The organism is Terriglobia bacterium, assembly GCA_020072645.1.
Lineage (GTDB): Bacteria > Acidobacteriota > Terriglobia > Terriglobales > Acidobacteriaceae > Angelobacter.
This window is the reverse complement of sequence record JAIQGK010000015.1, coordinates 104,012-115,906: the sequence shown is the minus strand read 5'-3', so window position 1 is coordinate 115,906 and position 11,895 is coordinate 104,012. Positions and strand designations below refer to the sequence as shown.

Sequence of the window (11,895 nt, the reverse complement as noted above, 5' to 3'; positions counted from 1 at the left end):
TCCTCACGCATTTGACGTGCGGATGCGTCTACTTGCCTTCTATCTGCTCTTTCAAGTGCTTGGCGCAGGCTTCAGCGGTGCTGCGTTTGCCGTGGGCTGAGCTCTTCTTATTGACGGAGTAGGCAAATACCACCTCGCCACTCTTGTGTTCCGTGACGGTAATGCTGGCCTGCTCGTTGGAGTGCCAGTTCCACATAACGGCTTTTTTCACCGCTCCGGCTTTCTCCGAATCCGACGTTCCCGAGATCTCGTAGTCAGCCTGGTCTTTGTCCGTGACCAGTACAACCGGGACCTTCTTGCTTTCGATAGCGGCCTTCAGATCATTTTCAAAGCCGCCCATCGGGGCGAGAAATACCTTGGAGTTTGCCGGGATCTTCTTTTCCGTCTTTTCTGGAGCTTTTGCGTCCTTGCTCTTTGTGTCCTGGGCGAACCCCGCCAGGCTGAAGGCCATTGCCAGCAGAATAACGATTGCTTTTTTCATGGAATCTCCTTTAGGGTGCGGACATTCTTCCGCTAAATCTGGTTTGTGTCAGGGCGCGGCTTAACCGTGCAGTTGGATTTCATTGGGCCTCCAGCCCGCTGAAATCACCGTACGTTCATCGTCAACTCGTTAATCCTTCCCAATCGCTTCATTCAAGTGCTTGCCAATGGCTTCTCCGGCGCTCTGCTTGCCTCTCACGGAGTTCCCTTTGTGCACGGAATAAGCAAAGACAACGTCGCCGGTTTTGATCTCCGTTACGTTAATGCTGGCCTCTTCATTGGTAGAGTCGTTGCCCGTGAACATGATCTTGGCCCAGCCGGCTTTTTGCGATTCCGCGGCGCCTTTGATCTCAAAGTCGGCTTTGTCGCGGTCGGCCACAATTGCTACCGGGACCTTTTTCTTCATGATGCCCGCAACTATGTAGCTTTCAAAGCCGCCCATGGGCGCAACGTAAACCCGGGAGCCAGACGGAATCTTGATCCCGGTTACCGGCGTGTGGTTTGGCGCGGCTGTCTGTGTGGCCGTCGGAGACGTCTTGGGATCTTTCGAATCTGCCGCGTTGTCATTCTTCGGCGTGGCTTGCGCATCGGTGGAAGTGCCGGGAGTTGTGGGCGCATTGGTTTGCGGTGTGGATTGTGATGCCGTCTGGCCAGATGCCGGCGCGCTCTGCGGATTGCTCTGGGCCACGGCAAACCCAGCAATCGCCAGACAATAAACGGCGAGGATTGCGACTCTCTTGTGCATATGGAGTCCTCCAAAAAGGTAATAGGCTAGGGGGTTAAGCTTAGCCTACTCCATCCAGCTACTCTGATTCAAGCAATATGTTTCCATGCTGTGGTTACCGCTGGTGAACAGGGCTGTTCCACAGTTGAGTGATAGTTGGCTGATAGGTCGCGAGAAAAGACCCGGAGAGTCAAACATGGAGGTTGGTTAGATCAACAGAGGTTTCAAAACGGGAAGCGCGTCATCTCTAATACGCGATTTTGCTGCTGTTTGTCCGGTTCGCGGGACTAGAATTTTTTGATAAGACCTTTCGGCTGGTCTTTAAGGAAGGACACTGCGTATGACGAAAAAATTGTTCCTGGTATTTGTTCTTCTGCTGGCGGCCACGGCTGCCCTTGCTGCAACGTCTGATTCCAGTTCTTCACGCGCAACAGTCACTCCGGCCATCCGGACTTACCTGATGCCGGACCTCTCGATCAAGAGCGTGTTCCCGGACCTTCTGCCCCAGGCTGCGGCCCTGACGTCACAGCCGGATGCAGCACCCGCTGGCGCTACCAAGTCGGGATTCTGCCAGTGCGGTTGTGGTATTCGCTGCTCCACGTCCGCTGACTGCGGCGGCAACGCATGCCGTCCGTTCATCACCTGCTGCGCGCGCAAATCGCAAAACTCGGAAATCGACTGGTTCACCCAGAGCTTTGAGTCCTCTTCACACAAAACGTCCCTGCCTGATTCCATCCTCAAGGAAGCCCTCAAGGCGGAGTGTAAGTAGCTTCGTCATTCTCCGGCGGGTGAAAGTTGCCCGCCGGACCTACCTCAACTGCCCGTGAAACGTCTCCGGATCGCCATCGCCTACGCGCCCTCCCACCAGCGGAAAGCCCGGTGAATCCAGCTTCATCGTTGTGGCGTGACCGTTCTGCACTACGAAAGAAATATGCGCCACAGGCGATGACCGCATGGCAAAGCTGCCGTCATCCTGTTTGAGCAAACGCTCCGGGCCTTCACCCAGCGGCTGGATCATCAGCCGTCCGTTTTCATCGAAGACGCGATATGTCCGGCGATATTGCGCGAAAGAGTCATGCAGATTAGCGCCGGCGCCCACCTGGCCCAGTTTGAGCACAAACGTTCCGGCAAGCTGCTTGCGCTCGTCGGCGGAAATTGGTTTATCGGCCAGCGTGGGTTCAGCTTCACGCTTGGGCGCGGGCAGAGCAGGCAAGCCAAGGATCGCGCGGCCCAGGGCGCGCGTGATGGCGTAAGCGTTCTGGTCTTCAGTGTTGGTCAGCACTATGATGGTGAGATTGTCTTCAGGAAAGTCATACAGGCTGCCGCTGTATCCCATGAGCGATCCGTGCTGGCCGATTCGACGATGATCCTCTTCATGGTTCAGGATCATGGCGAACCCGTATTGCGCTTTGGGGTCCTGCGCGGACATATGCTGCGCCGCGCCCTCAGCGGTTGTCATCTGCTGGAATGTTTCAGGGCGGACGAGATGCTTGTCTTTGATAGCGCGCCACAACTGCAGAAGATCGCCCACGGTGGAGCAAAAGCGCAGGTCAGAGTTATAGACCATGCCGTTTTCGCGCGCTTCAACGTAACCGCCGCCGATTTTGCGATACGCGTGGGCCAGTCCGCGTGTAAGCGTAAAGTCGTCACAGTACGAAGTTGACTTCACTCCCGCAGGCTTGAAAATGTTTTGCTGCACGTAGTCAGGGAAGCTCTGGCCGGTGACGCGCTCCACGATTGTGACCAGAAGATTGAAGCCGGAGATGGACCAATCCCACTTCTGGCCAGGCTCATTGACCCATCTTTTACCGGCATATAAGGCTGTTACTTCATCCAGAGCTTTAGGCTGGCGGCTGGTGGCTTCAATGGGATCGCCAAGGTAGTGGTAGTCCACAATGCCGGAAGTATGGTTGAGCAGTTGCCGCACGGTAACGTGATGACCCTGCAAAGGAAATTCAGGAATGAACTTGGAGATGTCATCGTCCAGTGAAAGCTTGCCGCGCTCCACCTGCTGCATTACCGCAATGCCGGTGAACGGCAGCATGGGCCCAACAATGTGATAGACGGTTTCAGCTTTTGCCGGCGCTTCCAGTGCGAGATCGGCAAAGCCATAGCCCTTGTGCAGCAGGATCTTGTCACCTCGCGCCACCAGCACCGACGCTCCAACGACCCGTTCCTGCGCGATGACGCGCTGGACGATACCGTCAAAATCGGCTGTCTTGAGATCGGCGCTTGAGGGTGCGGACTGCAAGGCGTTGGCGGCGGAGCAGAGAAGCAATATCGCAATCGTTGCTAGGGCTGGCTTTGAAATGGATGTAGCGTGCATGGCTGGAGATTATAGACATGAAAGATGTCAATTACTTTCCATAAAAGCAAACCCCGCTACCGATGAGACGGATGACACCGATTTACCAAGCTAAATTCTTTTATTGAATTACTTTGATCAGTGCAAATCAGTGTTATCAGCGTCATCAGCGGTAAGGTTTAATGTTTATGCAAGCCGATGTTAACCATTGGTTAAACGGTTTTGAGACGGCGATGATTTAGAATCTTTGCTTCCCATGAACTCATTTGACGCATTGCTGGTTGTCTCTTTTGGCGGCCCGGAAAAGCATGAAGACGTAGTCCCTTTTCTGGAAAACGTGTTGCGCGGCAAGAACGTTCCACGCGAACGCATGCTGGAAGTGGCCGAGCATTACTACCACTTTGACGGCCGCAGCCCCATCAATGACCAGAACAAGCAACTGATAGCCGCGCTGGAAGGCGAGTGCAGAACCAAAGGCATTGCCGTGCCGGTATATTGGGGCAATCGCAACTGGCATCCGCTGCTGGCGGACACGCTGAAGCAGATGCACGCTGAAGGCGTTCGTCGCGCCGCGGCGCTCACCACTTCGGCTTTCGGATCGTACTCAGGCTGCCGCCAGTATCGAGAAGACATTGCGCGGGCGCAACAGACCGCCAGCGTGCAGGATATGGTAATTGAAAAGCTGCCGAACTTTTGCGATCGCCCCGAATTTATTGAAGCCATGACCGACCGCGTTCGCGCCGCCATGGCCGAACTGCAAGGAGCCGAGCAACTCATTTTCACCGCTCATAGTATTCCCGTAAGCATGGCCGAAGCGTCTCCATACCTGCGGCAGTTAAAGGAAGCCAGCGCGCGCGTTGCCGCCGCCTCTGGCATGAGCAACTGGACTCTGGTTTTCCAGAGCCGCAGCGGCCCTCCCACGCAGCCCTGGCTTGCGCCCGATATCTGCGATTACCTGCGCCAGCAACATGCGGCTGGCGTTCGCAGGGTGATTATCTGTCCCATCGGGTTTATTTCCGACCACATGGAAGTGCTTTATGACCTGGATACTGAAGCGCGAGCGCTATGCGACCAGCTCGGTATGAAGATGGTCCGCGCCGGCACGGCAGGCGCGCATCCTAAGCTTGTTAGTATGGTTTGCGACATGCTCTTACATTCGCCGACGACAGAAATTCTAGCGCACTGCGAGCCCGGTTGTTGTCCCGCGCCGCAGCGGCCACGGATCACGCCAGAACAACACCACGGATGATTGAGAGAAAATGTTTCCGTAGAGACTTAGCATGCTACGTCTCTCTGTCACAGAGATTTACCTGCCAACGCAGATCAGCGTCATGAGTGCTTAACAGTGGTGAGTTTTCAGCTCTTGGCCGCTGAAGTCGCCACCGGCATGCTGGTGAAACCTTCTGCCAGCGCTTCTTCGCATGTGTGCTCAATCACAGAGCGGTAATGCTCGCCCAGAAAGACGCGCAGGCGCGCGGTGTCCATGGTGCTGGAGCCCAGCAGGTAGGGAAGCGCTTCGGGCGGAATATCGGAAACGCCAAGGTCCCAGAGCACGCGGAGCGCCTGTTTGCAAATCGACCTTGCTGGAACGCGCTGAACTTCTATCTTTGCAATGTCAATGCACCGGCGCAGTTCCAGCGGATCGCCTCGGCCGGCCACGTTCAGGATCGTGAGTTTTGGGTCCAGCAGTTTGCGTTGCAGTATGTGTGCAATCAACCGAGCTACATCATCAATGTGGACAAACTGAAACTTGTGCTCCAGGTAGTCACCGCGTGAAGGCAGCCAAAGTGGCAGGCGCTTGCCTTGACGGCGCAAACGTTCCGCCAAACGTCCTTTTCCGCCGGGAATGCCGCGCAGCACACCCATCTGATAATTCTGTACCGTAGGCCCGGCAAAAACGTGCGGACGCAGAATGTACACCTTGGTCTTCATGCTCTTGACCCGCGATTGCACCGTGCGGTCGGCTTCTTGCTGATGGAGCGCATACGGCAGGCTCTGCGCGTTCAGCGGAGCGTCTTCCGTCGCCGGTTTGGTGAGGTCAGGACCATACACCAACGCGCTGCTGGGAAAGATAAACTTGTCAATCACGCCCAGCATGCGGTTGTGTTCCGCAATGGCTTCAGTAACGCGGCTGGTGCCCGCAACGTTCACCCGCCACATGCGTTTTTTCTCCACAACTCCGGAGCGCAACGGATCCAGAATGAACGCCAGATGAACTACTGACTCCGGACGGTGCGTGCGCATCAGGTCCAGCAATTGATCGCAGGAGCGCTCTTCCGCCAGATCAACTTTCTCAAAGCGCGCCAGACTGGATGCATCTTCCGGTTCGCGAATGTCCGTGCCGATTACGTTAAAGTCCGCCAGTTGCTTGAGGAGACGAACGCCCAGGTTGCCGGAAACTCCGGTCACCAGCACCGTCGGTTTTTGGGTGTTCACTGCCATTTCTGCCGTTCAAGATTGGCGCTCGCTTGCCGCGATTTGCCCTTTCACGCCGCAGCCCGCAACGCCACGGCGATCTTTGCATTCATCATGCAATTTTAGCTTTTATCTGCCTTGCGGATTCGGCGGCACAGGCGGCTTGAGCTGCATTGGCGTAACCGGCGGGCCAAAATATTTTTCGTCATACTCGACGTGCACCGGTGCATTCAGCTCCTTGGTCTTCGCTTCCATCTTCTGGCGGAATAGCTGCTGCGTTATCTCAGCTTTTACGCTATCCAGCGGACTAGTCTGCCGGCTATCGACCCGGTAAATCATGTGGCCTGTTGCTTCATCAGAGCGGAAGACCTCTCCCGCTTTGTGGGAAAAGATTTCCTGTTCAATCTTGGGCGGGAAAGTGCCATGGCGGGCCAGGCCCAGGTCCGTGGTCGGAGGCGTAGCAGCGATTGCCAGGGTCGTATAAGCCTCTTTTTGCAGTTTGCTCATGTCTTCACCCTTGGCCGCGCGTGCCTGTATATCGTCCGCCACCTGCGGGGCTTTCTTCTGGTACTCGGCCTTTTTTTCTGCGGTAGCCTGCGGATCAGGATCGCTCGTCGGGATAAAAATCCTGGTCAGCTTGGCGCCTTCAAATTTGTCCGGATTGGCCTTGTAATAATCCTCAATCTCCTGCTGCGACGGGGTGCGGTACTGTTCTGCCAACTGGTTGCGGTAAAGGTCGCCCAGCGTTTTCATCCGCAGCACACGCATCACTTCAATGAAAGCCGGAGTATTTTCTATACCCGCGGCCTTGGCGGCTTCTGAAAATATCAGCAACTCCACGTAGGATTGTCCCAGATTGCGCCGCTGCGCCTGGGTCACAGTCTGGTTGTTCGTGTTAAAGGCCTTCACCAGGTTATCGAACTGCTGCTTGGTCACCGTCATGGAGCAGTCACTGTTAGAAGGCACCTTATTGCTCACTGCCGGGCTGTTTTCAGCCGGACAAAGGCCTTTAATGCTGATCACTGGCGTCTCTGGCGGCAACTCAGCAGGCTGTTCATCGCGCTTTAATAATGAGGGAGGCGTTGCCTTCGGGGTCGGCGTCGGGCTGGCTGAAGGGGCCTTCGTCGTCGCCGCGCCTTGCTTCTTGGTTGCGCCTGGCGTCTGCGCCAGCGCCGTGGATGCTATAAAAACGCAAATAATGAGCCTGCGAATCATCGTTGGGTTCCTTTCGTCGTATAAGGGAAGTCAGGCGGCAATATCCTAGCATAATGGTTTTTTGGCAAATGCAGCCAGCAACAATGGTTGTAGTACTAGGAACCAAAAACTTGAGACAATGGCAGTGTGTCCTCGGCTGAACTCAACCCGGTGCTGGATAGTATGCAGAAGGAAAAGCGCAACGTTGCGCTCAATTCTCTGCTTGCCGCGCTTGGAATTACCGTCCTCAAGCTGATCGTCGGTATTTCCACGCTGAGCCTGGGCATTCTTTCTGAGGCGGCGCATTCCGGTCTCGATCTGGTGGCCGCGCTGGTCACGCTGCTTTCCGTCCGGGTTTCAGATAAGCCTGCCGATGCTGAACACCAGTACGGCCATGGCAAGGTGGAAAACTTTTCTGCCTTTATTGAAACCGGCCTGCTTCTTCTTACCTGCGTCTGGATCGTCTGGGAAGCGGTTCGCCGTCTCAATGGGCATCATAGCGTGCACATTGAGCCCTCTCTGGCCGCTTTTGGCGTGATGTTCCTTTCCATGGCGGTGGACTGGTGGCGTTCACGCAAGCTTCAAGTCATTGCCGATAAGTATGACAGCCAGGCTCTGGAGGCTGACGCTCTCCATTTCAGTACCGATATTTTTTCCAGTGGCGTCGTGGCGCTGGGACTGGCAATGGTCTGGGTAGGCGAGCACTGGCACGTTGGATGGCTGACCAAGGCCGATGCCGTCGCTGCTCTCATGGTCTCTGCCGTAATCGTTTACGTTAGTTCGCGCCTGGCCCGCCGCACCATTGATGCACTGCTGGACGCCGCTCCCGCCGGCTATCGCGGGCGCATCATGGACGCGGCGCTAAAGGTAAATGGCGTGATTGAGGTGGAGCGCGCCCGCATCCGCCGCGCCGGCAACCGCTATTTTGCCGATCTTACCGTTGGGCTGGCGCGCAATGTCACCTTCCAGCGCTCAGGCCAGGTGGTGGGAGAAATCACGCGCGCCGTGCATACGATCCTGCCCGATGCCGATGTGGTCATCCATTCCATCCCGCGTGAAACAGGACATGAAAATATTTTTGACCGCATCCGTGCCGTGGCTTCGCGCAATAACTTCAGCGTGCATGATGTCAGCGTCCAGGACCTTGAAGGCCGGCTCCATGCGGAACTTCATCTGGAGCTGGACGAAACTCTCAGTCTGAAAGACGCGCACGATGTGGTGACTGTCCTTGAAGCGGAAATCCGCAGTGACGTCCCGGAAATTTCATCCATCCTCACGCATATTGAGAGCGAGCCTTCAACAATCGAGCCTGGCAATACCGTGGTGCGTGACGCGGTACTGGAGCAGAAGCTCAAGCCCGTGATCCATGAATTTCCTGAAGTGGTGGATATGCACGACGTGGAAATCAAGCGTGTGCGTGGGAAGATTTATATGTCGTGCCACTGCACCATGTCAGACGAACTGCCGCTCTCCCGCGTGCATGACGTTTCCACGGAGCTGGAAATCCGCTTTAAACAGGCCGCTCCGGAGTTGTTTAAGGTACTGATCCATCCTGAGCCACAGACAGACAACCGCAGATAAAATTAGCCACGAATTTAACGAATGAACACGAATCTTAAAAAAATTCGCGTCTTTCGCGTTCATTCGCGGCCAATTGTTTTTTCGCGCTGCGCAGCGATCAAAAAACCGGGCGTTTCAGCCCGGCCTTCACCAACCAAAAGAGGAGAGAAGAGGCTACTCTTTGGAAGGAGCAATTTCTTTGTGCATTTCCAGCTGCCGCTCAACTGAAACCTTGGCTCCCGGCGGGGGTTGAAAGAGCGAAGCATCCGGTTCGTTGCGCTTGATGTCCGTCAGCCGATAGGTGCTGTCTCCCGTGCGCGGGTCAGAATGCTTTCTCAGCACCATGGTGTGCAGCTCAGGTGAGAACCATGTCTCCGTAACGATCTCAATTGGCCGCTCGTTACCGATCTGGCCTGCGGGAATCGTTACTGTTTCGCGCTTGCCTTGGGCGGAGACGCCTTCAATCGTCTGCGTTCCCAGGTCTTCATGTTTAACCTGCTCGCTGCTTTCCTTGCTTTGCAGAGCCTCATTTGCGCCCTGCACGTTTATCATGACTTTTTCTTTCAAGCGACGCTCGCGCTGGCCGCCGAGCTCAATGATCTGTGGCCCCTCTTTCCAGCTGCCTTCGCTGCGTACCACCTTTGTGGCTTCGCCTCCGGGAGCGAAGATGTACTGGGTATGTGTGGTGGGATCGTTGATAAAGATGGTCTTAGGGCTATCCACCGGCATGAGACCGATGCGACGCAGATCGGTTTCGCGCCGCGTGCGCCCCTGGCTGTCACGCGCCACAAAAGACGATGTCTTATTCACAATCCTGTTGCCGTCCGCCAATACCTGTGTGCTTTCCGTGGTCGCTGTGGCGGAATAGGGTGCTCCCGTTACCACTTCGCCCGCGCCGGCCATTTCCGCCGAGAAGAATTCAATCTTGCCTTCCGGCACGCGCTCGCTCTGCATCATTCCAAATGGCGCCATCATGGTGATGGGTTCATCCTGCGTGAACGTGAAGGTGCGCTTCTCCTTCTGCGCGGATTCCTGCGCAGCAACGCTCGCTGCAAGCACGCATCCGCTGAGCAATAAAACAGCAATTCGATTCATAGATACTCTCCTTGAAAAATTGTTATTGCACTAATCTCACGGCGTAGGGCGTTCCATCCTGGCTCACCACAAAATCGGCCATAAATCTTCGCGATCCTAGATCGGGGCTTACCGGAGCGCCCATCTGCCAGAGCGCGCTTGCGGGCACCTGCACCCGCACCACATGGAGTTCGTCAGCCGGAACAGAGGGATCGTATCCGGGCAGAGCAAGGAACTGGCGTCCGGAAGAGGCAAGGCTGCTGTTCGCGGCCTTCGGCTTTGCTTGCTTCTTCACAGATCGTGGTGGCGTTGTGTTCACCTTGGCGACGTTTGCGACGTCCGGAGATTTTGCTGGAACGCCGTTCGGTTGTTCTTTCACGATTTCTTGTCCCGGCACTTGATGTGGTGCGCGCGATCCCAAAGACATCAGGGCGGCCACTACTACTAAACCTGCCGCTATCGTGCCGATGCTAACCCGCCGTACCAGCCTGCGTCGCGCATGATGGCGTCGGAATGCCGCCGCCAGGCCAGCGCCAATTTCGGCCGGTGCGCCCTGCCGCGCCGAGACAGCCATTCCGCGCAGCGCCTCGCTTAGTCGCGCATCCCCTGTGGCATCTTTCAGTGGATCTCCGGATTGTGGATCTATTTCACGCATTTTTGCCAGCTCAACCTGATTTTCAACAACTTGGCTTTCAACATCGCCCGCGCACGATGCAGCCGCGAGGCCACCGTTCCAGGCGAACACTCCAGCAGCGCCCCCGCATCGGCGTAGCTCATCTCTTCCAGGTCACACAGCGCAACCACCTCGCGGTATTGCTCCGGCAATGCCAGCACCGCTTTGCGCAGCAACTCCAGCAGCTCAGTGTTGCTGAGTTCGGAAAGAACATCCAGATCGCTGGTGAACCCCGAATCTCCGCTATCCAGCCATTCCTCTTCAATTGGCAGATCCAGCCGCGACCGCTGTATCACTCGCCGGGTCAAGTTGCGCGCCACACCGAACAGATAGTTGCCTAAAGCTCCTTTGTCCGCCTGATATCCCTTCGGGTTCCCGATCAGCAGCATAAACACTTCCTGCGTTACTTCCTCCGCCGTGGCGTTATTGCCACTCATGTGCAGCGCAAACCGGTAAATAGCCCCCTGGTACCGCTCATAGAGCGCGGTAAACGCCGTCTCATTTCCTTTGCGAAGCTGCCGCAGCAGCTCCTGATCTTCGACTGGCGATTCTGCCATGGCTTTGCTGGGCGCTGCCCTCGCTCCTGTTATCCATTGCTCGAATTGGGCAAATCGTTCCATTTATTTTTTGTGATTGATCGGAGGTAGCCACTCAGTCGCCTCAGCATGAGACGGTCAGGGAAGCTTTCAGTTATCGAGGCCCAGGGAGGATTGGCCAAATCGTAATGGGCACGTCTTAGAAAGAGCAAAATAGGGAGCTGCCTGGAGTCGGAAGATTGGCTCGTTGTGTTTGCGTCCAGTCTACTCTTTCAAGCTGAGCGGGTTTAAAATTATTTGGTTACGCGGAGGCCAGATCGTATGGCAATACGCTGCTGCCGAATTCTCCTCTTTGTCCTTGTTGCGGTAAGTGGGCTAAATGCGTCAATGCCCACGTTCACACTTTATCCAGCGGTTGATCCCGTCACAAAACATTATGACGAGGGTAAATCACTTTTCAGTTTCAAGCGCGGTGCGACAAAAGATATCACCAAAAGTACAAAGGATTGGGACCTCAGCTATGGCGGCTGGATCATCAATGACGAGGACTGGTTTGGGCTTCACTTTGGACCAGAAACCCGCTCGGTCATTCAGGATCTGGGCAAGTTTGACTGGGATGACGACTATCCCATTCCTGTCCTCGAACCGCGCCCGCTAGTTGAGAAAGGGAAGAAATGGCAACCGACAGTCGTTGTCACGCCCGATCCGCATGGAGCATGGACGCGTTCTGGGGAATATGCCAAAGTCATCCTTGGCCACATGTACCTCTTACACGTGAAAGACGAAACCGCTGATTTTTATGTGACCTTTCATGTGGATGATTTCGAGCAGCACAGGTGGTGTACGATTTCCTGGCGGATAATTCCCACTCCTGAACCTCCGGAAGAGAGTCAGCGCTGAGCTGCTGTCGGCCGCAAACCATCCTTGAAGGAAA

General features: G+C 55.6%; 12 protein-coding genes. 4 read left to right on the top strand and 8 right to left on the bottom strand.

The window, feature by feature from the left end; genetic code table 11:
• Positions 1–28 precede the first annotated feature (28 nt).
• Both LAO76_21635 and LAO76_21630 read right to left on the bottom strand, forming a co-directional pair.
• Entirely contained in the window at positions 29–481 is a 453-nt protein-coding gene (locus LAO76_21635) for a hypothetical protein (GenBank protein ID MBZ5493528.1), read from the bottom strand.
• A 129-nt stretch (positions 482–610) separates the two neighbouring features.
• Positions 611–1,225, bottom strand: a complete 615-nt coding sequence (locus LAO76_21630; GenBank protein MBZ5493527.1) for a hypothetical protein — start codon at positions 1,223–1,225, stop codon at positions 611–613.
• Between the two features lie 319 nt (positions 1,226–1,544).
• Here LAO76_21630 and LAO76_21625 point away from each other — a divergent pair, with 319 nt between their 5' ends.
• Positions 1,545–1,973, top strand: a complete 429-nt coding sequence (locus LAO76_21625; protein ID MBZ5493526.1) for a hypothetical protein — start codon at positions 1,545–1,547, stop codon at positions 1,971–1,973.
• A gap of 39 nt (positions 1,974–2,012) precedes the next feature.
• Here LAO76_21625 and LAO76_21620 read toward each other — a convergent pair whose 3' ends face one another.
• Complete coding sequence (locus LAO76_21620) at positions 2,013–3,530, bottom strand: beta-lactamase family protein (protein MBZ5493525.1); 1,518 nt, start codon at positions 3,528–3,530, stop codon at positions 2,013–2,015.
• A 235-nt stretch (positions 3,531–3,765) separates the two neighbouring features.
• Here LAO76_21620 and LAO76_21615 point away from each other — a divergent pair, with 235 nt between their 5' ends.
• Positions 3,766–4,758, top strand: coding sequence for a ferrochelatase (locus LAO76_21615; GenBank protein ID MBZ5493524.1), 993 nt, complete (start codon positions 3,766–3,768; stop codon positions 4,756–4,758).
• Between the two features lie 107 nt (positions 4,759–4,865).
• Here the strand turns inward: LAO76_21615 and LAO76_21610 are convergent, their stop codons facing one another.
• The gene (locus tag LAO76_21610) at positions 4,866–5,945 is read right to left on the bottom strand and encodes an NAD-dependent epimerase/dehydratase family protein (protein ID MBZ5493523.1); all 1,080 of its coding nucleotides are present in this window, start codon (positions 5,943–5,945) and stop codon (positions 4,866–4,868) included.
• Positions 5,946–6,053: 108 nt separating this feature from the next.
• Positions 6,054–7,139 (bottom strand): peptidyl-prolyl cis-trans isomerase, encoded by a 1,086-nt coding sequence (locus tag LAO76_21605; protein ID MBZ5493522.1) that lies wholly within the window; start codon positions 7,137–7,139, stop codon positions 6,054–6,056.
• Between the two features lie 162 nt (positions 7,140–7,301).
• Between LAO76_21605 and LAO76_21600 the strand changes: the two genes are divergently transcribed.
• Positions 7,302–8,699, top strand: coding sequence for a cation-efflux pump (locus LAO76_21600; GenBank protein MBZ5493521.1), 1,398 nt, complete (start codon positions 7,302–7,304; stop codon positions 8,697–8,699).
• Between the two features lie 153 nt (positions 8,700–8,852).
• On the opposite strand, the gene LAO76_21595 is transcribed toward LAO76_21600, so the two are convergent.
• The 3 genes from LAO76_21595 to LAO76_21585 are packed head-to-tail and all read right to left on the bottom strand — an operon-like array spanning position 8,853 to position 11,045.
• Positions 8,853–9,773, bottom strand: a complete 921-nt coding sequence (locus LAO76_21595) for a hypothetical protein (GenBank protein MBZ5493520.1) — start codon at positions 9,771–9,773, stop codon at positions 8,853–8,855.
• Positions 9,774–9,795: 22 nt separating this feature from the next.
• Positions 9,796–10,407, bottom strand: coding sequence for a hypothetical protein (locus tag LAO76_21590; protein MBZ5493519.1), 612 nt, complete (start codon positions 10,405–10,407; stop codon positions 9,796–9,798).
• Positions 10,395–11,045, bottom strand: a complete 651-nt coding sequence (locus LAO76_21585) for an RNA polymerase sigma factor (protein ID MBZ5493518.1) — start codon at positions 11,043–11,045, stop codon at positions 10,395–10,397. The genes LAO76_21590 and LAO76_21585 overlap by 13 nt, the downstream gene beginning before the upstream one ends.
• Positions 11,046–11,348: 303 nt before the next feature.
• On the opposite strand from LAO76_21585, the gene LAO76_21580 reads away from it, so the two are divergent.
• Positions 11,349–11,861, top strand: a complete 513-nt coding sequence (locus LAO76_21580; protein MBZ5493517.1) for a hypothetical protein — start codon at positions 11,349–11,351, stop codon at positions 11,859–11,861.
• Positions 11,862–11,895 lie beyond the last annotated feature (34 nt).